At 60.8% G+C, this 24,493-nt stretch carries 22 protein-coding genes; all 22 read left to right on the top strand.

The window, feature by feature from the left end; translation table 11 throughout:
* Positions 1 to 114: 114 nt before the first annotated feature.
* The 22 genes from AC3ISR_RS19930 to fliJ all read left to right on the top strand — a co-directional run bounded on the left by AC3ISR_RS19930 (position 115) and on the right by fliJ (position 24,380).
* Positions 115 to 855, top strand: a complete 741-nt coding sequence (locus AC3ISR_RS19930; RefSeq protein ID WP_192297027.1) for a flagellar basal body rod protein FlgF — start codon at positions 115 to 117, stop codon at positions 853 to 855.
* 62 nt (positions 856 to 917) lie between these two features.
* Positions 918 to 1,703 (top strand): flagellar basal-body rod protein FlgG, encoded by a 786-nt coding sequence (gene flgG, locus AC3ISR_RS19925; RefSeq protein WP_005790105.1) that lies wholly within the window; start codon positions 918 to 920, stop codon positions 1,701 to 1,703.
* 53 nt (positions 1,704 to 1,756) lie between these two features.
* A complete protein-coding gene (gene flgH, locus AC3ISR_RS19920; RefSeq protein WP_192297026.1) occupies positions 1,757 to 2,452 on the top strand; it encodes a flagellar basal body L-ring protein FlgH in 696 nt (231 codons plus the stop codon).
* A 3-nt stretch (positions 2,453 to 2,455) separates the two neighbouring features.
* Entirely contained in the window at positions 2,456 to 3,568 is a 1,113-nt protein-coding gene (locus AC3ISR_RS19915; RefSeq protein WP_370694869.1) for a flagellar basal body P-ring protein FlgI, read from the top strand.
* Between the two features lie 4 nt (positions 3,569 to 3,572).
* Positions 3,573 to 4,838 (top strand): flagellar assembly peptidoglycan hydrolase FlgJ, encoded by a 1,266-nt coding sequence (gene flgJ, locus AC3ISR_RS19910; protein ID WP_192297025.1) that lies wholly within the window; start codon positions 3,573 to 3,575, stop codon positions 4,836 to 4,838.
* A 10-nt stretch (positions 4,839 to 4,848) separates the two neighbouring features.
* Positions 4,849 to 6,891 (top strand): flagellar hook-associated protein FlgK, encoded by a 2,043-nt coding sequence (gene flgK / locus AC3ISR_RS19905; protein WP_192297024.1) that lies wholly within the window; start codon positions 4,849 to 4,851, stop codon positions 6,889 to 6,891.
* A gap of 14 nt (positions 6,892 to 6,905) precedes the next feature.
* The gene (locus tag AC3ISR_RS19900; RefSeq protein WP_192297023.1) at positions 6,906 to 8,531 is read left to right on the top strand and encodes a flagellar hook-associated protein 3; all 1,626 of its coding nucleotides are present in this window, start codon (positions 6,906 to 6,908) and stop codon (positions 8,529 to 8,531) included.
* A gap of 277 nt (positions 8,532 to 8,808) precedes the next feature.
* On the top strand, positions 8,809 to 9,738 hold the full coding sequence (locus tag AC3ISR_RS19895; protein ID WP_192297022.1) for a ketoacyl-ACP synthase III: 930 nt from the start codon (positions 8,809 to 8,811) through the stop codon (positions 9,736 to 9,738).
* A 265-nt stretch (positions 9,739 to 10,003) separates the two neighbouring features.
* Positions 10,004 to 11,428 (top strand): flagellin N-terminal helical domain-containing protein, encoded by a 1,425-nt coding sequence (locus tag AC3ISR_RS19890; protein WP_192297021.1) that lies wholly within the window; start codon positions 10,004 to 10,006, stop codon positions 11,426 to 11,428.
* A gap of 74 nt (positions 11,429 to 11,502) precedes the next feature.
* A complete protein-coding gene (locus AC3ISR_RS19885) occupies positions 11,503 to 11,853 on the top strand; it encodes a flagellar protein FlaG (protein WP_192297020.1) in 351 nt (116 codons plus the stop codon).
* An 81-nt stretch (positions 11,854 to 11,934) separates the two neighbouring features.
* Complete coding sequence (fliD, locus tag AC3ISR_RS19880) at positions 11,935 to 13,338, top strand: flagellar filament capping protein FliD (protein ID WP_192297019.1); 1,404 nt, start codon at positions 11,935 to 11,937, stop codon at positions 13,336 to 13,338.
* 139 nt (positions 13,339 to 13,477) lie between these two features.
* Entirely contained in the window at positions 13,478 to 13,882 is a 405-nt protein-coding gene (gene fliS, locus AC3ISR_RS19875) for a flagellar export chaperone FliS (protein ID WP_192297018.1), read from the top strand.
* A 26-nt stretch (positions 13,883 to 13,908) separates the two neighbouring features.
* Entirely contained in the window at positions 13,909 to 14,205 is a 297-nt protein-coding gene (gene fliT / locus AC3ISR_RS19870; RefSeq protein ID WP_192297017.1) for a flagellar protein FliT, read from the top strand.
* A gap of 170 nt (positions 14,206 to 14,375) precedes the next feature.
* Positions 14,376 to 15,848, top strand: coding sequence for a sigma-54 dependent transcriptional regulator (locus tag AC3ISR_RS19865; RefSeq protein WP_192297016.1), 1,473 nt, complete (start codon positions 14,376 to 14,378; stop codon positions 15,846 to 15,848).
* A gap of 110 nt (positions 15,849 to 15,958) precedes the next feature.
* Positions 15,959 to 17,149, top strand: coding sequence for a sensor histidine kinase (locus AC3ISR_RS19860; protein ID WP_192297015.1), 1,191 nt, complete (start codon positions 15,959 to 15,961; stop codon positions 17,147 to 17,149).
* Between the two features lie 6 nt (positions 17,150 to 17,155).
* The gene (locus AC3ISR_RS19855) at positions 17,156 to 18,532 is read left to right on the top strand and encodes a sigma-54-dependent transcriptional regulator (RefSeq protein ID WP_192297014.1); all 1,377 of its coding nucleotides are present in this window, start codon (positions 17,156 to 17,158) and stop codon (positions 18,530 to 18,532) included.
* Between the two features lie 132 nt (positions 18,533 to 18,664).
* Positions 18,665 to 18,994: a flagellar hook-basal body complex protein FliE gene (gene fliE / locus AC3ISR_RS19850; RefSeq protein WP_192297013.1), complete on the top strand. Its 330-nt coding sequence runs from the start codon at positions 18,665 to 18,667 to the stop codon at positions 18,992 to 18,994.
* A 16-nt stretch (positions 18,995 to 19,010) separates the two neighbouring features.
* A complete protein-coding gene (gene fliF / locus AC3ISR_RS19845; RefSeq protein WP_192297012.1) occupies positions 19,011 to 20,792 on the top strand; it encodes a flagellar basal-body MS-ring/collar protein FliF in 1,782 nt (593 codons plus the stop codon).
* Complete coding sequence (gene fliG, locus AC3ISR_RS19840; RefSeq protein ID WP_017735208.1) at positions 20,785 to 21,804, top strand: flagellar motor switch protein FliG; 1,020 nt, start codon at positions 20,785 to 20,787, stop codon at positions 21,802 to 21,804. The genes fliF and fliG overlap by 8 nt, the downstream gene beginning before the upstream one ends.
* 10 nt (positions 21,805 to 21,814) lie before the next feature.
* Positions 21,815 to 22,579 carry a flagellar assembly protein FliH gene (fliH, locus tag AC3ISR_RS19835; RefSeq protein WP_192297011.1) on the top strand — a complete coding sequence of 255 codons (765 nt, stop codon included), beginning with the start codon at positions 21,815 to 21,817 and terminating at the stop codon, positions 22,577 to 22,579.
* Positions 22,569 to 23,927 (top strand): flagellar protein export ATPase FliI, encoded by a 1,359-nt coding sequence (fliI, locus tag AC3ISR_RS19830; protein ID WP_192297010.1) that lies wholly within the window; start codon positions 22,569 to 22,571, stop codon positions 23,925 to 23,927. The genes fliH and fliI overlap by 11 nt, the downstream gene beginning before the upstream one ends.
* Before the next feature lie 3 nt (positions 23,928 to 23,930).
* Positions 23,931 to 24,380, top strand: coding sequence for a flagellar export protein FliJ (fliJ, locus tag AC3ISR_RS19825; RefSeq protein ID WP_192297009.1), 450 nt, complete (start codon positions 23,931 to 23,933; stop codon positions 24,378 to 24,380).
* Positions 24,381 to 24,493 lie beyond the last annotated feature (113 nt).

Raw genomic sequence — 24,493 nt, 5'->3', positions numbered from 1 at the left:
CGATGCCCCGTATCCATTGGGTTTTCCGGCGGTTTTGAAAGTTGGTTCGCAAATTGCTTAAGCCTCATCAGTACAGCGGTGGGCGGCAAGCGTCCGTCAGAAAGAGGATAGAGCGTGGACAAGTACCTTTATGTGGCAATGACCGGCGCCAGCCAGAATGCTCTGGCGCAGAAGGCCCATGCCAACAACCTGGCGAACATTTCCACCAATGGTTTCCAACGCGACCTGGAACAGGCGCGTTCGATGCCGGTGTTTGGTGACAGCTTTCCGGCGCGGGCGTTTGCCCTGACCGAACGCCCGGCCACCGACTTCACCCCTGGCGCGATGATCGAAACCGGCCGTGACCTCGACGTGGCCGTCAGCGGCGACGGCTGGATGGCCGTGCAAACCCCTGACGGCAGCGAGGCCTACGTGCGCAGCGCAAGCATGAACGTCGATGCGTTGGGCGTGCTGCGTGCCGGCAACGGCATGCCGATCATGGGCAACGGTGGCCCGATTGCCGTGCCACCCCAGCAAAAAATCGAAGTGGGCGCCGACGGCACCATCAGCATTCGCGCCATGGGCGAAGGCCCGCGCGTCATGGCTGAAGTGGACCGGATCAAGCTGGTCCAGCCTGACCTGAAGAATATGACCAAAGGCCTCGACGGCACCATCCACACCAAGGATGGCCAGCCGGCCCAGGCCGATGCGGGCGTCAAGCTGACCTCGGGCTTCTTGCAGGCCAGCAACGTCAATGCGGTGGAAGAAATGACCGCAGTGCTCGCGCTTTCCAAGCAGTTCGAGCTGCACATCAAGATGATGAACAGCGCCAAAGAAGACGACCAGGCCATGACTCGCGTCATGCAGATGAGCTGATTGCAGCCCACTAATTAATTTGCCACGCCGCGCCAACAAACAGGCGCACAGAGGAGAACAGCATGCTTCCGGCTCTATGGGTTGCCAAAACCGGTCTGTCCGCCCAGGACACCAACCTGACCACCATCTCCAACAACCTGGCGAACGTGTCGACCACGGGTTTCAAGCGTGACCGCGCCGAGTTCCAGGACCTGCTCTACCAGATCAAGAAGCAGCCGGGCGCCCAGTCGACCCAGGACAGCGAACTGCCATCGGGCCTGCAACTGGGTACCGGTGTGCAGATCGTCGGCACGCAGAAGAACTTCAGTGCCGGTAACCTGCAACAGACCGGCCAGCCGCTGGACATGGCGATCAACGGCCGTGGTTTCTTCCAGATCCTGCAACCGGATGGCACTACCTCCTACACCCGCGACGGTACTTTCCACCTGGATTCCAACGGCCAGATCGTGACCGCCAACGGTTTCGCCCTGGAGCCTGCGGTTGTCGTGCCAGCAGATGCCAAGACCTTCACCGTCGGCAACGACGGCACCGTGTCGATCACCGTAGCCGGCAACCCGGCGTCGCAAGTGATCGGCAACCTGCAAACCGCCGACTTCATCAACCCGGCCGGTCTGCAAGCCATGGGCAACAACCTGTTCCTCGAAACCGCCTCCAGCGGCGCGCCGCAAATCGGCACCCCTGGCCTGAACGGTTTCGGCACCACGCTGCAAAGCACCCTGGAAACCTCCAACGTGAGCACGGTTGAGGAGATGGTCAACATGATCACCACCCAGCGCGCCTACGAGATGAACTCCAAGGTGATTTCCACCGCCGACCAGATGCTCTCGTTTGTCACGCAGAATCTGTAATCAAGTCTATGGGGCGCTCTTGAGGGCGCCTGCAACACCGTGAGGTAAGGGTCATGAATCGCTACGTTTCTGTTCTGGCATTGAGTGGGATCACCGTGCTCGCGGGCTGTGTCGCCCCAACGCCAAAACCCAATGACCCGTACTACGCGCCGGTGTTGCCACGCACGCCGCTGCCGGCGGCGGCCAACAATGGCTCGATCTACCAGGCCGGTTTCGAACAGAACCTGTACAGCGACCGCAAGGCGTTCCGGGTCGGTGACATCATCACCATCACCCTGAACGAGAAGACCCAGGCCAGCAAGAATGCCAACTCCCAGGTGGGCAAGACCAGCAAGACCGGTATCGGCCTGACCTCGTTGTTTGGCGCCGTGCCGAACACCAACAACCCGCTGGGCGATGGCGACCTGAGCCTGAGCGCCGGCTACAGCGGTGATCGCGCCACCAATGGCAAGAGTTCGGCGGGGCAGGGCAACAGCCTGACCGGTTCGATCACCGTCACCGTGGCCGATGTGCTGCCCAACGGCATCATCGCCGTGCGCGGTGAAAAGTGGATGACCCTCAACACCGGTGACGAGCTGGTGCGCATTGCCGGCATGGTCCGTGCCGATGACATCTCCACCGACAACACTGTGCCGTCCACACGGATTGCTGATGCACGCATTACCTACTCGGGTACGGGTTCGTTTGCTGATGCAAGTCAGCCGGGCTGGTTCGACCGTTTCTTCCTTAGCCCGCTGTTCCCTTTCTAGGTGATGACTTTGAACCTCAAACAGCTGATGGCAGCGGCACTCTTGCTGTCCCTGAGCGCCGTCGCCCAGGCCGAGCGCCTGAAAGACATCGCGAGCATCTCCGGCGTGCGTTCCAACCAGTTGATCGGTTACGGCCTGGTGGTGGGGCTCAACGGTACGGGTGACCAGACCACCCAGACCCCGTTCACCTTGCAGACCTTCAACAACATGCTCTCGCAGTTCGGCATCAAGGTGCCGGCGGGTTCGGGCAACGTGCAACTGAAAAACGTCGCGGCCGTGTCGATCAGTGCCGACCTGCCGGCGTTCTCCAAGCCAGGCCAGGTGGTGGACATCACCGTGTCGTCCATCGGTAACTCGAAAAGCCTGCGTGGCGGCACCCTGTTGATGACGCCGCTCAAAGGTATCGACGGTAACGTCTACGCCATTGCCCAGGGCAACCTGGTGGTGGGCGGGTTTGACGCCGAAGGTCGCGACGGTTCGAAGATCACCGTCAACGTGCCGTCGGCCGGGCGGATTCCTGGCGGCGCCACGGTGGAACGCACCGTGCCGAGCGGCTTCAACCAGGGCAATAGCCTGACCCTGAACCTCAACCGTTCCGACTTCACCACCGCCAAGCGTGTGGTCGACAAGATCAACGACATGCTCGGCCCTGGCGTGGCCCAGGCCATCGACGGCGGCTCGATCCGCGTGACCGCGCCGCTGGACCCAAGCCAGCGGGTGGACTACCTGTCGATCCTGGAAAACCTTGAAGTCGACCCGGGCCAGGCGGTGGCCAAAGTCATCATCAACTCGCGCACCGGCACCATCGTGATCGGCCAGAACGTCAAGGTTTCGCCGGCGGCGGTGACCCACGGCAGCCTGACCGTGACCATCACCGAAGACCCGATCGTCAGCCAGCCTGGGCCGTTGTCCAACGGCCAGACGGCAGTGGTGCCGCGCTCGCGTGTCAACGCTCAGCAAGAAGCCAAGCCGATGTTCAAATTCGGCCCCGGCACCACCCTGGATGAGATTGTCCGTGCGGTGAACCAGGTGGGCGCAGCGCCCGGCGACTTGATGGCGATCCTTGAAGCATTGAAACAGGCCGGCGCCTTGCAAGCCGACCTGATCGTGATCTGAGGCCATGGCCATGGATATGCGCAAGAGCGGGATCAGCAGCACGGCGGACTCGGGGTCTTATTCCGACTTGGGCAGGCTTAACCAGCTCAAGGTCGGCGCCGACAAGAACAGCGAAGGCAACATGCGCAAGGTGGCGCAGGAGTTTGAGTCGTTGTTCGTCAGCGAAATGCTCAAGTCCATGCGTTCGGCCACCGAGGCGTTGGGCAAGGACAACCCGATGAACACGCCGGCGGCCAAGCAGTATCAGGAAATGTACGACCAGCAGTTGGCGGTGTCGATGTCCCGCGAAGGCGGTGGTATCGGCCTGGCCGATGTGCTGATGCGCCAGATGCAGAAGAACAAGCCGGTGGACGCCCAGGCGGCTACCTTGCAGGGCCCGGCGGCGGCAGAGCCGGTGAAGAAGGTCGATGTGCCGACGGAAATTGGCGCCGGTACCCAGGCCGACGGTGCGCTCGGTCGCTCCAATGGCCAGCGTCCATTGTGGGCCTATCGCGTCGCGGTGCCCGAAGGCACTGCCAGCGCTCACGTCAACGATATGGAGTTGATGAACCAGCGCCGCATCGCCTTGCCGAGCAAACTCACCGACCGCCTGCTGGCCGGCATCGTGCCCAGCACCGACACCACGGTCGCCAAGGCGGCACCGCTGCGTAACAGCGCTGCCGATGACAATGTGGTCAACAGCACCACGCGCAGCTTTGCCGTGCCCAGCGATCGCATGCAGATCTACAGCCGCGCCATCGCCCAGCCGCCGCTGGCGCCAGCGAAAAAAGCCTTCAGTTCCCAGGATGAGTTCGTCGCCACCATGTTGCCGATGGCCAAGGCCGCCGCTGCGCGGATTGGCGTCGATCCGAAGTACCTGGTGGCCCAGGCCGCCCTGGAAACCGGCTGGGGCAAATCGGTAATGCGTGCCGAAGACGGCAGCAGCAGCCACAACCTGTTTGGCATCAAGGCCGGCCAGAGCTGGCAGGGCGGTCAGGCCCGTGCGATCACCAGCGAGTTCCGCGATGGCGCGATGGTCAAGGAAACGGCGCAGTTCCGTTCCTACGCCTCGTACCAGGACAGCTTCCACGACCTCGTGACCTTGCTGCAAAGCAATGATCGCTATAAAGAAGTTGTGAAATCGGCCGATAACCCCGAACAGTTTGTACGCGAGTTGCAAAAAGCCGGTTACGCAACCGACCCGGCCTATGCCAGCAAGATTTCGCAGATCGCCAAAACGATGAACAGTTACCAGAATTACGCTGCCGCTGGCGCAACCACACATTTATAAGGTCTGAACCATGAGTTTGCTCAGTATCGGGATGTCAGGGCTCAATGCCGCTCAAGGATCGTTGTCGGTCTTGAGTAATAACATTGCCAACGCCAATACCTCGGGCTATTCGCGTCAGCAGACTACCCAGAGCGCCAACGCGTCCAACCCTTACGGCGGCGTGTTCATCGGCAGCGGCACCACCCTGGCCGACGTGCGCCGGGTGTATAACGAATACCTCGACGCGGCCTACCAGAACAGCACCTCGCTCAACAGCGATGCCAAGGCCTACCTGGACCAGGTAAGTGCGGTCGACAAGACCCTGTCGGACAAGACCACCGGCATGTCCGCTGTGCTCAGTTCGTTCTTCGCCGCGGTGCAGACGGCTTCGGCGAACCCGAGCGATGCGTCGGCGCGCCAGATCCTGCTGACCAATGCGCAGACCCTGACCAACCGTTTCAACGCGATTTCCACCCAGTTGAGCACGCAGAAAGAGACCATCAACGGTCAGTTGACTTCCATGAGCGATCAGGTCAACCAGCTGACCTCGTCGATTGCGTCCCTCAACAAACAGATCAACCAGGTTCAGGGTTCGAGCAACGTTACCCCGGCCAACCTGCTGGACGCGCGTGCCGAAGCCGTGCGCTCGCTCAATGAGCTGATCGGCGTGACCGCCAGCGAGAAGAACGGCGTGTTCAGCGTCAGCACCGGCACTGGCCAATCGCTGGTGATGGGCGACCAGTCCAACACTATCTCCGCCGTGCCGAGCGACAGCGATGCAAGCCAATACACGATCCAGTTGAACATGGCCGGCAACACCAAGGTCGACCTGGGCAACGTGATCAGTGGTGGCAGCATCGGCGGCCTGCTGCGGTATCGCAGCGACGTGTTGACGCCGGCCATCAATGACCTGGGCCGCATCGCCACGGTGACGTCCGACGTGATCAACAGCCAGTTGGGCCAGGGCCTGGACCTCAACGGCGAGTTCGGTGCCGCGATGTTCAAGGACATCAACAGTGTCGCCTCGATTGCCCAGCGCAGTGTCGCATCGGCGTCCAACACCGGCGACGGTGGCCTGAACGTGACGATCAAGGACAGCAGCAAGCTGACCAACTTCGATTACAAGGTGACCTTCACCGCAGCCGACAAGTACAGCGTGGTGCGTTCCGATGGCAAGGCCATGGGTAACTTCACCCTGGACCCGACCCAGCCGGCGCCGGTGATCGACGGTTTCGCCTTGACCCTCAAGACCGGCACCATGCAGCCGGGCGACAGCTTCAAGGTCAGCCCGACCGCCAACGGCGCCAAGGAAATCGGCACGGTCCTTACCGACCCGAGCAAGATTGCCTTTGCCGCGCCATTGTCCGGCGAGGGCAGCAAGACCAACCAGGGCACCGGCACCTTCACGCCGCCAACCCTGACGGTGCCTCTGGACATCGCCGGCGGTGCCGCGACCGCGCAGTTGCAAGTGGGTATCGAGCACTCGATGCCAGTGAAAATGGTTTTTGGCAAACCGGCGGCCGATGGCACCCAGAGCTACACGATCAATAACGCCCAGGGCGATCCGATCGGCTCCGGCAGCATCGTCCCGGGGCAGGCCAACAAGATCACCATCAACGTGCCGATGCGCGCTGCGGATGGCACGCTGGTGAGCCCGGCCAAGAGCTTCAGCTTCGACACCACGGTAGGCGGCTCGCCGACCGATGGTGACAGCACCTCGTTTTCGTTCAATGCCACGGGCGTTTCCGACAACCGCAACGCCCAGAAACTGCTGGACCTGCAGACCAAGGCGACCGTCGGTACAGCCGCCGATGGCAGCGGTGGCACCAGCCTGGTGGGGGCCAACAGCAAGCTGGTGTCCACCGTCGGCGCCAAGGCGGCCGCGGCCACCACCGACACCACCGCGACCAACGCGCTGCTGACGGCCAACAAGAATGCGCGCAACTCGGTGTCCCAGGTCAACCTGGACGAAGAGGCGGGCGACATGATCAAGTTTCAGCAGTACTACACCGCGTCGTCGCAGATCATCAAGGCCGCGCAAGAAACCTTCAGCACGCTGATCAATAGTCTTTAAGGGAGCCTGGGACGATGCGCATTTCGACACAGCAGTATTTCGACACCAGCGCGACTCGCTATACGGATAACTATTCCAGCGTGGTCAAGGCGCAGCAGCAGGCGAGTTCAGGCGTGCGTGTGCAGACCGCCGCCGATGATCCGGTTGCCGCGCAGCGTTTGCTGATGCTGCAACAACAGAAAGACATGCTGGCGCAGTACAGCGGCAACATCACCAATATCCAGAGTTCGCTGACCAACCAAGAAAGCGTGCTGGATGCGATCAACACCACCCTCCAGGCGGCCAGCCAGTTGGCCTTGAAGGCCGGTGGCGTGACCAGCGATGCGGACCGCAAATCCATTTCCGTTGAAGTGGGGGCTCTTGAGGATCAGTTGCTGGGCTTGCTCAACAGCAAGGACGCGGCGGGCAAATACCTGTTCTCCGGTTCCAAGACCGACACGCCGCCGTATTCGCGCAACAATGATGGTACTTACAACTATCAGGGCGACGAAAATGAGCTGAGCCTGCAAGTGTCCGAGACGCTGACCGTACGCACCGGCGATACGGGCAAGACGATCCTGGAAGGCGCGGTCAACAACAGCCGCACGAAGTCCACGTACACCACGCCTGCACCCGTGCCGCCCGCGACCACTCCGTCGCAAGTGGACGATCACAAGGTCGCCATTTCGGCGGGCCTGGTGACGTCGGGTATTGAATACAACAAGTCGTACGCCGACGGCCAGCCGTACAAGCTGACCTTCACCAGCAGCACCCAGTATGTGGTGACGGATAAAGGCGGCAACGACATTACCTCGCAGCTTCCGGGCAACGGGACGTTCGACTCTACCAAGGAGGGCAGTGCCAGCGTCAACCTGCGTGGGGTCAAGTTCGACATCAGTGTCGACCTGACCGACAAGGCCACCGGGCCGGATGCCGATGCGATGGTCAAGGGGCGTGAGTTCACGCTCTCGGCCAAGCCGGACACGTTCAACGTCGCCCGCACCGCGAGTAACACGTCGCCGACGCAACTGACCAATGCCACGGTCAGTAGCCCGGCCAAGTACGCCAGCACCTTCCCGGCCAACAGTGGCGTGCTGATCAAGTTCAGCGATACCGATCCGAACGCCTACGAGGTGTTTTCGCAGCCCTACACCCCCAACAGCAAGGCGATTGATTCGGGTGTCATCGATGCGACCGCCACGCCGAGCCCGACGATCACGGCGGCGGGCGTTACGTTCAGCCTGAGCGGCGCGCCGAATGTCGGCGATCAGTTTTCGGTCGGTGCCAGTACCCACAAAACCCAGAGCGCCCTCGATACCTTGAGTCAGCTGCGCATTGCTCTGGAGCAACCGGCGGATGGAATTCCCGGTGCACGGGTCAAGCTGCAGGACGCCTTGAACGCTGCCGTCAGTAACCTGACCAGCTCAACCGACCAGGTGGATAACGTGCGTGGTTCCATCGGTGCGCGGCAGAATGCGCTGAATGTGCAGTCCAGCGAAAACACCAGTGTCGGCCTGGCCAATACCAGCACTATGAGTGCCCTGGCCAACGTCGATATGGGTGAGGCCGCGATCAACCTGACCTTGCAGCAAACCATGCTCGAAGCCTCGCAGCTGGCATTTGTGAAAGTCTCGCAGTTGAGCCTGTTCAACAAGATGTAAACGGCGTCATCCCCAGCGGCCCAGCCTGGAAACAGGCTGGGCCGTTGTCGTTTACGCGGTTTAATTGTTTGAAGGTTTTGCATAAACCACACAGAATTGAGTGACCTGTGAGTCATAAAGCGCATCTTCACTGTATCGTGTGAAAAGGATAAGTCGTCTCAGAGTCCTTGCGCAGCGGCTTTCAGCGAGTTTTTTGCGGGGTTGCCCCCTTTATTGTCAGCACCCGGCGAGGCGACTCGCGGGGTGATCTCCAGCTATTTAGTATTGGGAAGCCACAATGATTGGCATAAAAAGCATCGCCAGTTACGTGCCGGCCGACGGGATCGATAACTACGCCCAGGGTGCCAAATTCGCCAAGGATGAAGAGTTCATCATTGGCAAGATCGGTTCGGCGTTCCTGCCGCGCAAGGAAGCCGCGCAGGAAACCTCCGATCTGTGTGTCGAGGCGGTCAACGCTTTGTTTGCCAATAACCCCGATTTGAAGCGTGAGTCCATCGACGCGCTGATCGTCGTCACCCAGAACGGTGATGAAGAGGGTTTGCCCCACACGGCCGCCATCGTCCAGGACAAGCTCGGCTTGCCGACTCACGTCGCGGCGTTCGATATTTCCCTGGGCTGCTCCGGCTACGTCTACGGCATCTACGCGATGAAGGGCTTCATGGAAGCCACTGGCCTGAAAAACGGCCTGCTGATCACCGCCGACCCGTATTCGAAGATCGTTGATCCGGAAGACCGCAACACCACCATGCTGTTCGGTGACGCTGCCACCGCGACCTGGATGGGCGAAGACGCGTCCTGGCTGCTGGGCAAGTCCAAGTTCGGCACCGACGGTTCCGGCGCGCCGCACCTGAAGGTCAGCGACGGTGTGTTCTTCATGAACGGTCGCCAGGTGTTCAACTTTGCCCTGCTTAAAGTGCCTGCGCATCTGCACGAGCTGCTCAATGAGTCGGATCTGCAAGCGGACGACATCGATGCGTTCTGCATCCACCAGGGCAGTGCGGCGATTGTCGATGCCGTGGCGCGTCGGTTTGAAGATGCGCCGGTGGACAAGTTCATCAAGGACATGGTCGAGACCGGCAACACCGTGTCGTCGAGCATTCCATTGCTGCTGGAAAAGCACGTGATGGATGCGACCTGGAAGCGCGTGGCCATCAGCGGTTTTGGAGTGGGCCTGTCGTGGGGTTCGGCGATTCTGCATCGTCCGTGAGCCTTTAACGCGTAGCACAAAAAAACGCCGATGATCGAAAGATCATCGGCGTTTTTTATTTGGCGCCAGAAAAGCCAATGAATTCGGGGTTTTTTGCCTGCGTAAGCCCTTGAATTGCAAGGGGTGGCACGTCGCCAGCAAAAAAATCAAAAAAAATCCTCAAGCAACTGCCCAGCACGACGATAACTATTACGTAGGTTCTCAGGCCACACCCGGCGGTTGCCAGGGCCGGAAGCCGCAGTATCCATCCAACGAGGATTTCGTCATGGCTTTAACAGTAAACACCAACATTGCTTCGATCACTACTCAGGGCAACCTGAACAAAGCCGGCGGCGCCCTGGCCACCTCCATGCAGCGCCTGTCTTCCGGCCTGCGTATCAACAGCGCTAAAGACGACGCTGCAGGCCTGCAGATCGCTAACCGCCTGACCAGCCAAATCAACGGCCTGGGCCAAGCAGTAAAAAACGTGAACGATGGTATCTCCATCGCTCAGACCGCTGAAGGCGCGATGCAGGCTTCGACCGACATCCTGCAAAAAATGCGTACCCTGGCTCTGTCCTCCGCTACCGGTTCCCTGAGCGCTGACGACCGTAAGTCGAACAACGACGAATACCAGGCTCTGACTTCGGAACTGACCCGTATCTCGCAAACCACTACTTTCGGTGGCCAGAAGCTGCTGGACGGTTCGTACGGTACCAAAGCCATCCAGGTTGGCGCCAACGCTAACGAAACCATCAACCTGAGCCTGGAAAACGTTGCAGCCAACAACATTGGTTCGCAGCAGATCAAAACCAAGGCCATCGTACCTAGCGCCACTGGCCTGGCTGGCGGCGCCATCACTGTTACCGGCAACGGTCAGACCAAAACCGTAAACTACGCTGCAGGCGCTTCGGCTAAAGACATCGCTGCGGGCCTGAACGGTTCGATCGGTGGCCTGACCGCTACCGCCAGCACTGAAGTCAAACTGGATGTAGGCGCTGCCACTCCGTCGAACTTCAAACTGGCTGTAGGTAGCGGTAATGCTGTTGATTTCGTCGGCGTGAAGGACCTGGCCGGCCTGGCTGACCAGCTGAAATCGAACGCTGCCAAACTGGGCATCAGCGTTAACTACGACGAATCCAACAAAACCCTGTCGGTTAAGTCGGATTCCGGCGAAAACCTGTCGTTCTCGGGTGCTGATGCCAACGCCCAGACCAACATCCTGGTTGGCGCTAAAGACGGCGCTGGCGCATTCGCCACCCCGGCTGCTCTGGGTGCTGCTGCAATCGTTGTGACCGGTGAGGTTTCCCTGGATTCGGCTAAAGGCTACTCCCTGAGCGACGCTGGTACTGGTGTATCGGACTTGTTCGCGGCTGCTACCGTTTCGTCGACCAAGACCACCATCTCTAACACCGACGTGACCGACTCTACCAACGCTCAAAACGCGCTGGCTGTTATCGACAAGGCCATCGGCACCATCGACGGCGTTCGTTCGGGCCTGGGTGCTACTCAGAACCGTCTGACTACCACTGCAGACAACCTGCAGAACATTCAGAAGAACTCCACCGCTGCACGTTCCACCGTTCAGGACGTCGACTTCGCTTCCGAAACCGCCGAACTGACCAAGCAACAAACCCTGCAGTCGGCTTCCACCGCGATCCTGTCGCAGGCTAACCAGCTGCCATCCGCTGTACTGAAGCTGCTTCAGTAATCCCAGCGCTTGGTAACTAACGGAAGGGTGCGTCTACGTGCCCTTCCGTTTTTTCGGTTTAGAGGAGATTGGACATGGACATGAGTGTAAAGCTGAACCAGTCTTATCCGCCGGTTGCACCCCTAAGCGCATCTGCCCAGGTAGTGACTGATAAAGCCGTTCCAAAAGCCCAGGAAGCCGCCGCCACAGCAAAACAGCCTGAGCGTGCCGACCTGGAACAAGCAGTAACCGATATTCGAGAATTCGTTCAAGCTGCCCAGCGCAGCCTGGATTTTTCCATTGATGACTCCACCCATCGCGTGGTGGTCAAGGTCATCGCCACCGACAGTGGTGAAGTGATTCGCCAGATTCCGTCGGAAACGGCATTGAAACTGGCACAGAGCCTTTCCAGCGCCAGCAGCTTGTTGTTCGACGACAAGGCCTGAGCTGGCATGAAACTTGTTGTTGTCAGGTCTTGAGGCGCAATAAGTCAAGATAACGGCAGCCACCGAACAGGAGATACGAAGATGGCGGGTTCAACGGTAAGTGGTATCGGTTCCAATATCGATACGCAGGCGATCGTGACGTCCTTGGTGAACGCCGAAAAGGTGCCCAAGCAGACGCAGATCAATACCGCATCAGCGAAAGCGACCACCACGCTGTCTTCGATCGGCAAGATTCAAGCGGCGCTGGACGCGTTTCGTGGTGCGCTCGACACGATGGCCAAGGACAGCAGCTTTACCGGCCTGACGGGTTCGTCCTCGGATGAAAAAGTCGCGACCATGACCTCCAGCAATACCGCCTCGACAGGTAGCTTCCGACTGATCGTCAACCAATTGGCCCAGGCGTCGAAGCTGTCCAGCGCCAATTTTTCCGGTGGTACTTCTTCGGTGGTGAATGCCACCAACAAGTCGACGACGCTGACGATTACCCAGTCCAGCAAAAACTATGACTTGAATATCCCGGCCGGTGCGACCTTGCAGCAGGTGCGGGATTCGATCAACACCCAGTTTGGTACGTCGGGATTGAGCGCCAACATCCAGACCGACTCCAATGGTTCCCGGTTGATCCTGACGTCGACCAAGATGGGTACGGGCTCTGACCTGACGCTTTCGGGTGATTCGGGATTGGATGTCGGGGCTAGTGTCGTTGATGAGCCCAAGGATGCGTTGTACAGCATCGATGGTGTTTCTTCGGTGTCCAAGACCAACAACATTGAAGGGGCACTCAGTGGTGTGAACATCAAGCTGGTGTCGGTTTCGGCGCTCAAGACGGCAGGTGATGTCAGTGATAACCCGGTGAGAAACGCCACGCTAATCACGGTGAGCACCAACACCACGGCGCTCAAGTCCGGGGTCAAGGGTTTCATTGATACCTATAACGCCTTGATCACTGCGATGAACGCCGAAACCAAGGTCACCAAGAACCTGGACGGTAGCACCACGGCGGCAACGCTGACGGGCGACTCGACCATGCGCTCCCTGCAGAGCGCGATTCGCAACGAGTTCAACACGCTGTCGGGCACAGGGGCGTTGAAGTCCCTGGCACAATTTGGCGTGAGCACCAGTTCGACCACTGGCCTGCTGACGATCGATGACAAGAAGTGGGATGCAGCGGTTAAAACCAACGCGGCCGACATCAACAGCATGTTCTCCGGCAAGGACGGCATGCTGGCGCGGATGAAAAGCGCCACCGACGATTTCGCCAAGGCCAGCACCGGCATCCTGGCTACGCGTTCGACCTCCTTGTCGGATACGCTCAAGGACCTGACCAAGGAGCAGTCCACCCTGGACGAGCGCATGACCTTGCTCACCAACAGCCTGTCGGCCAAATACAACGCCATGGACACCCTGGTCGCCCAATTGCGCCAGCAAAGCACCAGTGTCATGACCACGCTCAATGCGCTGAACAACGTAAAGACCAATAGTTGATCCCGCGTCATAAAAAAAGGCCAGGCGACCTGCCTGGCCTTTTTTATCGAGAGACGACTGGCGCTAAAGCTTTTTGCGAGCCAGTCGACATATTGGTTACTCAACCACTTTCCGCTGTCGCCCGTCACGAGGTAGAAACATGAATCCCATGAGAGCCCTTCGCCAATACCAGAAGGTCAATTCCCATGCTCAGATCTCCGAAGCCAGCCCTCATCGTCTGGTGCAGATGCTGATGGAAGGTGGGCTCGACCGCATGGCCCAGGCCAAAGGTGCGTTGGCACGTGGTGACATCGCGGCAAAGGGTTTGATGCTCGGCAAGGCCATCGACATCGTGATCGGCCTGCGTGATGGGCTCGACGCCCAGAAAAGTGACAACCCGGCTTACGTCCAGCAGTTGGAAAGCCTGTACGCCTACATGACCAACCGTCTGATGGAAGCGAACCTGCATAACGATGCGGACATGATCGACGAAGTCGCCCGTTTGCTGATTACCGTAAAAGAAGGCTGGGATGCTATTGGCGCGCCGCAGGCCGCCGCTGAATAAGGCCTGAGGGCCTTGAGGATCACGTCATGAGCCATGCACTGCAACGCATTGATGAAACTCGCGAGGCGCTGATGGGCGCGCTGGCGGAGCGCAATTGGGACGCCATTGGCGAGCTCGATCTGGGTTGCCGCAGTGTGATCGATGAGGCGCTCAGCGAAGCGCCGGAAGACGAGAGCATGTTGCGCGAAAAACTCGAAAGTCTGCTGGCGGTATATCAGCAGTTGCTGGAAGTGACGACGGGCGAAAGACAGGCGATTTTTGAAGAGATGTCGCAGATCAACCAAGCTAAAAATGCGTCAAAGGTTTACCATCTGTTCGGCTGAATAGCGTCAGTTGGTCCGAACGGTGCGTCATATATTTGACTGTGCCAGCATTTTTGACTTAACTAGTGCTGTTTTCAGATTTCAGACGTCTAGTAAGGTACAAAATCGTACAAGCGTCTTGATTGCCCTCATTCTTGGGCAGGAAGTTTTACTAGGGAAGTTGCTATTGCATGTGGCGTGAAACCAAAATTCTGCTGATTGATGACGATAGCGTCCGCCGCCGCGATTTAGCGGTGATTTTGAATTTTCTTGGCGAAGAAAATCTGCCCTGCGGCAGCCATGACTGGCAGCAGGCGGTCAGCTCATTGTCATCGAGCCGTGAAGTCATTTGTGTGCTGATCGGGACGGTAAACGCTCCTGGCGCTGTTTTGGGCTTGTTAAAGACACTGTCCACCTGGGATGAGTTCCTTCCAGTTTTGCTAATTGGCGAAATTTCTCCCGTCGACCTGCCCGAAGACCAGCGTCGCCGGGTACTTTCCTCCCTGGAAATGCCGCCCAGCTACAGCAAATTGCTTGATTCCCTGCACCGCGCCCAGGTCTATCGCGAGATGTACGACCAGGCCCGCGAGCGCGGTCGCCACCGTGAACCCAACCTGTTCCGCAGCCTGGTCGGCACCAGCCGTGCGATCCAGCACGTGCGCCAGATGATGCAGCAAGTGGCCGATACCGACGCCAGCGTGCTGATCCTCGGCGAGTCGGGCACTGGCAAGGAAGTGGTGGCGCGCAACCTGCACTACCACTCCAAGCGTCGTGACGGGCCCTTTGTGCCGGTCAACTGCGGGGCGATCCCGGCAGAGCTGCTCGAAAGCGAATTGTTCGGCCACGAGAAGGGCGCCTTTACCGGGGCGATCACCAGCCGTGCCGGGCGTTTCGAGCTGGCCAACGGCGGCACCCTGTTCCTCGACGAAATCGGCGACATGCCGCTGCCGATGCAAGTCAAGCTGCTGCGCGTGTTGCAGGAGCGCACCTTCGAGCGCGTGGGCAGCAACAAGACCCAGAGCGTCGATGTACGCATCATCGCGGCGACCCACAAGAACCTCGAAAGCATGATCGAGGTCGGCAGCTTCCGCGAAGACCTGTACTACCGCCTCAACGTCTTCCCGATCGAGATGGCCCCGCTGCGCGAGCGCGTCGAAGACATCCCGCTGCTGATGAACGAACTGATCTCGCGCATGGAGCACGAAAAGCGCGGCTCGATCCGGTTCAACTCCGCGGCGATCATGTCCCTGTGCCGCCACGGCTGGCCGGGCAACGTGCGGGAGCTGGCCAACCTGGTCGAGCGCATGGCGATCATGCATCCCTACGGTGTGATCGGCGTGGTCGAGTTGCCGAAGAAATTCCGCTACGTCGACGACGAAGACGAGCAACTCGACAGCCTGCGCAGCGACATGGAAGAGCGTGTAGCCATCAACGGCCATACCCCGGACTTCGGTTCCACCGCCATGCTGCCGCCGGAAGGCCTCGACCTGAAGGATTACCTCGGCAACCTGGAACAAGGCCTGATCCAACAGGCCCTGGACGACGCCAACGGCATCGTCGCCCGCGCCGCCGAGCGCTTGCGTATCCGCCGTACCACCCTGGTGGAGAAGATGCGCAAGTACGGCATGAGCCGTCGAGAAGGTGATGAACAGGCGGATGATTGACGCCTGTTTTCCAAGCCGCTGATTAATCAGCGGTTTTTTTTCGGCACAAGTATTGCTACAGCCCTCGCAACGTTCCGTTTAACTGACGGTCAGCCAAGCGAGAGAGCATGATGCCCCACGCCGCCCAACTATCTTCGGTGCCTGACGCCGAGCAGCTCAGTCGCAATGGCCTGGAACAGGCCTTTTCGCTGTTCAATCAGATGTCCAGCCAACTGACGGACTCCTACAGCCTGCTTGAAGCCCGGGTGTCCGAGCTCAAGGGCGAGCTGGAAGTGGTCAGCGCCCAGCGCATGCAAGAGCTGGCCGAAAAAGAGCGCCTGGCCAACCGTCTGCAAAACCTGTTGTCGCTGTTGCCTGGTGGCGTGATCGTCATCGACGAAGACGGCCGCGTGCGCGAGGCCAACCCGGCCGCCTGCGACCTGCTCGGCCTGCCACTGGAAGGCGAGCTGTGGCGCCACGTCATCACCCGCTGTTTCGCCCCGCGTGAAGACGATGGCCATGAAATCTCCCTGAAAGACGGGCGCCGCCTGTCCATCGCCACCCGCTCCCTGGATGCCGAGCCCGGCCAGTTGGTGCTGCTCAACGACCTGACCGAAACCCGTCACCTGCAAGACCAGTTGGCGCGGCATGAGCGTTTGTCGTCGCTAGGGCGGATGGTCGCTTCTTTGGCGCATCAGATCCGTACGCCCCTGTCGGCCGCGTTGATCTACGCCAGTCATTTGACTGATGAGCAATTGCCACCACAGACCCAGCAGCGGTTTGCCGGGCGTCTCAAGGAGCGCCTGCACGAGTTGGAACACCAAGTGCGCGACATGCTGGTGTTCGCCCGTGGCGAGTTGCCGCTCACCGACCGCATCACCCCGGCCGAGCTGATGCGTGCCCTGCAAGCGGCTGCGAGTACCCATATCCAGGACGTCCAGGTGCGCTGGCAGTGCGACAGCCACCTCGGCGAACTGCTGTGCAATCGCGACACCCTGGTCGGCGCGCTGCTCAACCTGATCGAAAACGCCACCCAGGCCAGCGCCCCCGGCGCACGCCTGAAGATTCACCTGTACTGCCGCGAACAAACCCTGCGCCTGTGCATCAGCGACAGTGGCAGCGGCATCGACCCGCAGGTACTGCGGCGCCTGGGCGAACCCTTTTTCACCACCAAGACCAACGGAACGGGCCTCGGCCTGACCGTGGTCAAGGCCGTGGCACGCGCCCATCAGGGAGAATTGCAGCTGCGTTCCCGTGTGGGGCGTGGCACCTGTGCATTGATGACCTTGCCGCTGTTTTCAGGCGTGGCAAGCACGGAGTAAACGAACATGGCAATCAAGGTTTTATTGGTAGAAGACGACCGCGCCCTGCGTGAAGCACTGGCTGACACGCTGCTGTTGGCGGGCCATGACTATCGGGCGGTCGGCTCGGCCGAGGAAGCCTTGGAGGCGGTAGAGCAGGAGTCCTTCAGCTTGGTGGTCAGCGACGTCAACATGCCTGGCATGGATGGTCACCAATTGCTCGGCCTGCTGCGCGCGCGCCAGCCACAGCTGCCAGTGTTGCTGATGACCGCCCACGGCGCGGTAGAGCGCGCGGTGGATGCCATGCGTCAGGGGGCGGCAGACTATCTGGTCAAGCCTTTTGAGCCGAAGGCCTTGATCGACCTGGTCGCGCGCCATGCCCTTGGGATGATCTCGGCCAGCGACGGCGAAGGCCCGATTGCCTTCGAGCCGGCCAGCGCCCAGTTGCTGGAACTGGCGGCCCGTGTCGCGCGCAGCGATTCCACAGTGCTGATCTCCGGCGAGTCCGGCACCGGCAAGGAAGTGCTGGCGCGCTACATCCACCAGCAATCCAGACGCGCCAGCCAGCCGTTCATTGCGATCAACTGCGCGGCGATCCCGGACAACATGCTTGAAGCCACCCTGTTCGGCCACGAAAAAGGCTCATTTACCGGCGCCATCGCGGCCCAGGCCGGCAAGTTCGAACAGGCCGACGGCGGCACCATCCTGCTCGATGAAATCTCCGAAATGCCCCTGGGTCTGCAAGCCAAATTGCTGCGGGTGCTACAGGAGCGCGAGGTGGAGCGGGTCGGCGCGCGCAAGCCGATCCAATTGGATATTCGCGTGGTCGCCACCACCAACCGCGACCTGGCGGGTGAAGTGGCGGCGGGGCGCTTCCGTGAAGACCTGTTCTACCGGCTCTCGGTGTTCCCCCTGGCCTGGCGCCCGCTGCGTGAACGCCCGGCCGACATCGTGCCGCTGGCTGAGCGCCTGCTGAATAACCACGTCAAAAAAATGAAGCACGCCCAGGCGCGCTTGTCGGCCGAGGCCCAGGCCTGCCTGATCGCCTACCCGTGGCCCGGCAACGTGCGCGAGTTGGATAACGCGATCCAGCGCGCGCTGATCCTGCAACAGGGCGGCCTGATCCAACCCCAGGATTTCTGCCTGGCCATGGGCAGCGGTGCCGCGCCACTGCCGACCTTGGCGCCCGCGCCAGTGGTGGCCGAGGCCGAGTCTGCCGGAGCGTTGGGCGACGACCTGCGCCGCCGCGAATTTCAGATGATCATCGACACCCTGCGCGCCGAGCGCGGCCGGCGCAAAGAGGCTGCCGAACGCCTGGGCATCAGCCCGCGCACCCTGCGCTACAAGCTGGCGCAAATGCGCGATGCGGGGATGGATGTGGAAGCTTATCTGTTTGCCACCTAGTCGGTATTAAGACCGACAAGGTTTGTCGCCTTTTCTTACGAATCGATACAGAGCTGGCACCCTTGTTGCTACTTCCCTTGGTAATTGCGGCGTAGTGTCAAAAAAAATGCGGGTTGTCGGAGAGAGAAGGTCATGAGCCAGGGTATTGAGTTCAATCGGTTGATGTTGGATATGCGCTCCATGCAAATGGATGCCATGGCTCAACCGAAATCCGTCGCGCCAGCGCCGGAATTGGGCCAAAGCAGTTTCGCCGACATGCTCGGTTCGGCAATCAATAAAGTCAGTGACACCCAACAAGCGTCCAACCAATTGGCGAGCGCGTTCGAAATCGGCAAAAGCGGCGTGGACCTCACCGATGTGATGGTCGCCTCGCAAAAAGCCAGCGTGTCGTTCCAGGCGTTGACCCAGGTGCGTAACAAGCTGGTTCAGGCTTATCAAGACATCATGCAGATGCCGGTTTAAGGACGAGATTTAAGTCATGGCAGAAGCAGTCGTGGACAACGCACCCGCCAAGGCAGACGGCAAACCGCCGCTGTTTGGCCTGTCGTTCCTGGAAAACCTCTCCGAAATGACCATGCTGCGTCAGGTAGGCCTGATGGTCGGCCTGGCTGCCAGCGTGGCGATTGGTTTTGCCGTGGTGCTGTGGTCGCAGCAACCGGATTACCGGCCGTTGTACGGCAGCCTGGCGGGCATGGACTCCAAGCAGATCATGGAAACCCTCGCCGCCGCCGACATCGCCTACACCGTCGAGCCCAATTCCGGCGCCTTGCTGGTCAAGGCCGACGACGTGGCCCGTGCGCGCATGAAGCTCGCCGCTGCCGGCGTGACGCCGTCCGACGCCAACATCGGTTTTGAAATTCTCGACAAAGACCAGGGCCTGGGCACTTCCCAGTTCATGGAAGCCACCCGCTACCGTCGTGGCCTGGAAGGCGAGCTGGCCCGCACCATCTCCAGCCTGAACAACGTCAAGGGCGCCCGCGTGCACTTGGCCATCCCGAAGAGCTCGGTGTTTGTACGTGACGAACGCAAGCCAAGCGCCTCGGTCCTGGTGGAGCTGTTCTCCGGCCGCTCCCTGGAGCCTGGCCAGGTGCTGGCGATCATCAACCTGGTGGCCACCAGCGTTCCCGAGCTGAGCAAGTCGCAAATCACCGTGGTCGACCAGAAGGGCAACCTGCTGTCGGACATGGCCGAAAACTCGGCACTGACCCAGGCAGGCAAGCAGTTCGACTACAGCCGCCGCATGGAAAGCATGCTCACCCAGCGTGTGCACAACATCCTGCAACCTGTGCTGGGCAACGACCGCTACAAGGCTGAAGTGTCAGCCGATGTGGACTTCAGTGCCGTCGAGTCGACTTCCGAACAATTCAACCCGGACCAGCCGGCGCTGCGCAGCGAGCAGTCCACCAGCGAACAACGCACCGCCAGCAGTGGCCCGCAAGGTGTGCCGGGTGCCCTGAGCAACCAGCCACCAACCCCGGCCTCGGCCCCGCAAACCACCGGCGGCGCCGCAGCCACCGCAGGCGCCATCGCCCCGGGCCAACCGCTGTTGGACGCCAACGGCCAGCAGATCATGGACCCGGCCACCGGCCAGCCAATGCTCGCACCGTACCCGGCGGACAAGCGTAACCAGTCCACCAAGAACTTCGAGCTCGACCGTTCCATCAGCCACACCAAGCAACAGCAGGGCCGCGTCAATCGCCTGTCGGTGTCGGTGGTGGTCGATGACCAGGTCAAGGTCAATGCCGCTGACGGCACCATTACCCGTGCCCCATGGGGCGCCGATGAATTGGCGCGTTTCACCCGCCTGGTGCAGGACGCGGTCGGTTTTGACGCAAGCCGTGGCGACAGCGTCAGCGTGATCAACATGCCGTTCTCCGCCGAGCGTGGCGAAGTGATTGCCGAAGCGGCGTTCTATACGCAGCCGTGGTTCTGGGACATCGTCAAGCAAGTGTTGGGTGTGTTGTTCATCCTGGTACTGGTGTTCGGCGTGCTGCGCCCGGTGCTCAACAACATCACCGGCAATGGCAGCAAGAAACAACTGGCGGCCTTTGGTGGCGGCGACGTGGAGTTGGGTGGCATGGGCGGCCTGGATGGCGAACTGGCCAACGACCGCGTCAGCCTCGGCGGCCCGCAAAGCATCCTGTTGCCAAGCCCGAGCGAAGGTTACGACGCTCAGCTGAACGCAATCAAAAGTCTGGTAGCAGAAGACCCGGGTCGTGTGGCCCAGGTCGTGAAAGAGTGGATCAACGCAGATGAGTGATAATCGAGCCGCTGTTGCCAAACTGACCAAGGTCGACAAAGCCGCCGTGCTGCTGCTGTCCCTCGGTGAAACCGACGCCGCCCAAGTGCTGCGCCACATGGGCCCCAAAGAGGTCCAGCGGGTTGGCGTGGCCATGGCGCAGATGCGCAATGTGCACCGCGAGCAAGTCGAGCAGGTGATGAGCGAGTTCGTCGAGATCGTCGGCGACCAGACCAGCCTGGGCGTCGGCTCCGACAGCTACATCCGCAAGATGCTCACCTCGGCCTTGGGCGAAGACAAGGCCAACGGCCTGATCGATCGCATCCTGCTGGGTGGCAACACCAGTGGTCTCGACAGCCTCAAGTGGATGGAACCGCGCGCCGTCGCCGACGTGATCCGCTTCGAGCACCCGCAGATCCAGGCCATCGTCGTCGCGTATCTCGACCCGGACCAGGCCGGTGAAGTGCTTGGCCACTTCGACCATAAAGTGCGCCTGGACATCATCCTGCGCGTGTCGTCGCTGAACACTGTGCAGCCGGCGGCCTTGAAAGAATTGAACACCATCCTGGAGAAGCAGTTCTCCGGCAACTCCAACGCCGCGCGCACCACCCTGGGTGGTATCAAGCGTGCCGCCGACATCATGAACTTCCTCGACAGCTCGGTCGAAGGCCAGTTGATGGACTCGATCCGCGAGATCGACGACACCCTGTCCGGCCAGATCGAAGACCTCATGTTCGTGTTCAACAACCTCTCCGATGTCGACGACCGTGGCATCCAGGCGTTGCTGCGCGAAGTCTCCTCCGACGTGCTGGTGCTGGCCCTCAAGGGCTCGGACGAAGGCGTCAAAGAGAAGATCTTCAAGAACATGTCCAAGCGTGCCTCCGAACTGTTGCGCGACGACCTCGAAGCCAAGGGCCCGGTGCGCGTCAGCGACGTGGAAACCGCACAGAAAGAAATCCTCACCATTGCCCGCCGTATGGCCGAAGCCGGAGAAATCGTTCTCGGCGGGAAGGGCGGCGAAGAAATGATCTAAGGCGCCCCTGATGTCGAACAAAGATGAGGCACCCAGCGATCTGATTCGCGCACGGGATGTCGGCGGGTTCGACATCTGGTCGCTGCCCAGCTTCGATCCGCATGTGCCGCAACCCGAGCCCGAGCCGGAACCCGAAGTGCCGGCGGAAATGGAAGAAGTGCCGCTGGAGGAAGTCCAGCCACTGACCCTCGAAGAGTTGGAAAGCATCCGCCAGGAAGCCTACAACGAAGGCTTTGCCGCCGGGGAAAAGGACGGCTTTCGCGCCACCACGCTCAAGGTGCGCCAGGAGGCCGAGGCTGCGCTGGCCGTCAAGCTTTCCAGCCTGGAGCGCTTGATGGTCGGGTTGTTCGACCCGATTGCCGAGCAGGATTCGCAGATCGAAAAAACCATGGTCGGCCTGGTGGAGCACATTGCGCGCCAGGTGATCCAGCGCGAACTGGTGCTCGACTCCAGCCAAATCGAAAGCGTCATGCGCGAAGCTCTCAAGCTGCTGCCTCTGGGCGTCGGCAATGTGCGTCTGTACATCAACCCGCAGGATTTCGAGCAGGTCAAAGCCCTGCGCGAGCGCCATGAGGAAACCTGGCGCATCGTTGAAGATGCGGCGTTGCAGCCCGGTGGCTGCCGGGTCGAGACCGAGCACAGCCGCATCGACGCCACCGTGGAGACGCGCGTCAGCCAGATCATGGCCAAGCTGCTCGATCAAGCCCACGAGCAGGTGCTCAACCCCGCCGAACCCGACCTGAGCGTTGACCTGGACGCCCCCGATGCGCCTTGATCGCACCAGCTTCGCCAAGCGCCTGAGTGGTTACACCGAGGCCACCGAGTTGCCCGGCCAACCGATCCTCGAAGGGCGCCTGTTGCGCATGGTCGGCCTGACCCTCGAAGCCGAAGGCCTGCGTGCCGCCATGGGCAGTCGCTGCCTGGTGATCAACGACGACAGCTACCACCCGGTGCAGGTTGAAGCCGAGGTGATGGGCTTTTCCGGCAGCAAGATTTTCCTGATGCCCGTTGGCAGCCTGGCCGGTATTGCCCCCGGCGCCCGCGTGGTGCCCCTGGCCGACACCGGCCGCCTGCCGATGGGCATCAGCATGCTCGGCCGCGTACTCGACGGCGCCGGTCGTGCGCTGGACGGCAAGGGTGGCATGAAGGCCGAAGACTGGGTGCCGATGGACGGCCCGACGATCAACCCGCTCAAGCGCAACCCGATCAGCCAGCCGCTGGACGTGGGCATTCGCAGCATCAACGGATTATTGACGGTCGGGCGCGGCCAGCGTCTGGGCCTGTTTGCCGGTACGGGTGTGGGTAAATCGGTATTGCTGGGCATGATGACCCGGTTTACCGAGGCCGACATCATCGTGGTCGGGCTGATCGGCGAGCGGGGGCGCGAGGTGAAGGAGTTCATCGAGCACAGCCTTGGCGAAGAAGGCCTCAAGCGTTCGGTGGTGGTCGCCTCCCCGGCGGACGATGCGCCGTTGATGCGTTTGCGCGCCGCGATGTATTGCACGCGCATCGCCGAATATTTTCGCGACAAGGGCAAGAACGTCCTGTTGCTGATGGACTCGCTTACCCGTTTCGCCCAGGCCCAGCGGGAAATCGCCCTGGCCATCGGCGAGCCGCCGGCGACCAAGGGCTATCCGCCGTCGGTGTTCGCCAAGCTGCCGAAACTGGTGGAGCGTGCCGGTAATGCCGAGGCCGGTGGCGGCTCGATCACTGCGTTTTATACGGTGTTGTCCGAAGGCGATGACCAGCAGGACCCCATCGCCGACTCGGCGCGGGGCGTGCTTGACGGCCACATCGTGCTGTCGCGGCGCCTGGCGGAGGAGGGGCACTACCCGGCCATCGACATCGAAGCGTCCATCAGCCGGGTGATGCCATCGGTGGTCACGCCGCAGCATATGGCCCGCGCACAACAGTTCAAGCAGTTGTGGTCGCGTTATCAGCAGAGCCGCGACTTGATCAGCGTCGGTGCCTATGTGGCCGGTGGCGACCGTGACACCGATCTGGCGATTGCCCTGCAACCGCAGCTGGTGACCTACCTGCGCCAGGGTCTCAACGACAAGATCAGCATGGGTGAAAGCGAAGCGCACCTGGGCTCGATCTTCGCCCCGGCGCCAGGCGGCTAAGCCATGGCCAGTACGCGCTCTTCACGCCTGGCGCCGGTGGTGGACATGGCCGAAAAGGCCGAAAAAACCGCCGTGCAACGTCTGGGCTATTTCCAGGGCCAGGTGCGCCTGGCGGAAAGCAAGCTGGGCGACCTGGAGCGCTTTCGCAGCGAGTACCAGCAGCAGTGGATCGAGCGCGGGACCCAAGGTGTGTCGGGCCAGTGGTTGATGGGCTACCAGGGCTTCCTCAACCAGCTGGAGACCGCCGTCGACCAGCAGCGCCAAAGCCTGCTCTGGCACCAGAACAACTTCGAAAAGGCCCGCGACAGCTGGCAGCAGGCCTATGCGCGGGTCGAGGGCTTGCGCAAATTGGTGCAGCGCTATATCGACGAAGCGCGGGCGCTGGAAGACAAGCGCGAGCAAAAGCTGCTGGATGAACTCTCCCAGCGCCTGCCCCGCCCGTCGCAATACTGAATGTGGATGAGGGCTTGTGTGGGAGCGGGCTTGCTCGCGAATGCGGTGTATCAGTTGGAAAATTCATTGACTGATCCAGCGCATTCGCGAGCAAGCCCGCTCCCACATTTGAA

Source organism: Pseudomonas sp. GL_117 (genome assembly GCF_057835125.1).
Note: the sequence above shows the minus strand (reverse complement) of the source record. Positions and strands in the feature narration are given on the sequence as shown.

Bases quoted from the DNA above. Each gene is read 5' to 3' on its own strand.
- flgG (WP_005790105.1), top strand. From the start codon at position 918: ATGCTTCCGGCTCTATGGGTTGCCAAAACCGGTCTGTCCGCCCAGGAC.
- flgH (WP_192297026.1), top strand. From the start codon at position 1,757: ATGAATCGCTACGTTTCTGTTCTGGCATTGAGTGGGATCACCGTGCTC.
- AC3ISR_RS19915 (WP_370694869.1), top strand. From the start codon at position 2,456: ATGACTTTGAACCTCAAACAGCTGATGGCAGCGGCACTCTTGCTGTCC.
- flgJ (WP_192297025.1), top strand. From the start codon at position 3,573: ATGGCCATGGATATGCGCAAGAGCGGGATCAGCAGCACGGCGGACTCG.
- flgK (WP_192297024.1), top strand. From the start codon at position 4,849: ATGAGTTTGCTCAGTATCGGGATGTCAGGGCTCAATGCCGCTCAAGGA.
- AC3ISR_RS19900 (WP_192297023.1), top strand. From the start codon at position 6,906: ATGCGCATTTCGACACAGCAGTATTTCGACACCAGCGCGACTCGCTAT.
- AC3ISR_RS19895 (WP_192297022.1), top strand. From the start codon at position 8,809: ATGATTGGCATAAAAAGCATCGCCAGTTACGTGCCGGCCGACGGGATC.
- AC3ISR_RS19890 (WP_192297021.1), top strand. From the start codon at position 10,004: ATGGCTTTAACAGTAAACACCAACATTGCTTCGATCACTACTCAGGGC.
- AC3ISR_RS19885 (WP_192297020.1), top strand. From the start codon at position 11,503: ATGGACATGAGTGTAAAGCTGAACCAGTCTTATCCGCCGGTTGCACCC.
- fliD (WP_192297019.1), top strand. From the start codon at position 11,935: ATGGCGGGTTCAACGGTAAGTGGTATCGGTTCCAATATCGATACGCAG.
- fliS (WP_192297018.1), top strand. From the start codon at position 13,478: ATGAATCCCATGAGAGCCCTTCGCCAATACCAGAAGGTCAATTCCCAT.
- fliT (WP_192297017.1), top strand. From the start codon at position 13,909: ATGAGCCATGCACTGCAACGCATTGATGAAACTCGCGAGGCGCTGATG.
- AC3ISR_RS19865 (WP_192297016.1), top strand. From the start codon at position 14,376: ATGTGGCGTGAAACCAAAATTCTGCTGATTGATGACGATAGCGTCCGC.
- AC3ISR_RS19860 (WP_192297015.1), top strand. From the start codon at position 15,959: ATGCCCCACGCCGCCCAACTATCTTCGGTGCCTGACGCCGAGCAGCTC.
- AC3ISR_RS19855 (WP_192297014.1), top strand. From the start codon at position 17,156: ATGGCAATCAAGGTTTTATTGGTAGAAGACGACCGCGCCCTGCGTGAA.
- fliE (WP_192297013.1), top strand. From the start codon at position 18,665: ATGAGCCAGGGTATTGAGTTCAATCGGTTGATGTTGGATATGCGCTCC.
- fliF (WP_192297012.1), top strand. From the start codon at position 19,011: ATGGCAGAAGCAGTCGTGGACAACGCACCCGCCAAGGCAGACGGCAAA.
- fliG (WP_017735208.1), top strand. From the start codon at position 20,785: ATGAGTGATAATCGAGCCGCTGTTGCCAAACTGACCAAGGTCGACAAA.
- fliH (WP_192297011.1), top strand. From the start codon at position 21,815: ATGTCGAACAAAGATGAGGCACCCAGCGATCTGATTCGCGCACGGGAT.
- fliI (WP_192297010.1), top strand. From the start codon at position 22,569: ATGCGCCTTGATCGCACCAGCTTCGCCAAGCGCCTGAGTGGTTACACC.
- fliJ (WP_192297009.1), top strand. From the start codon at position 23,931: ATGGCCAGTACGCGCTCTTCACGCCTGGCGCCGGTGGTGGACATGGCC.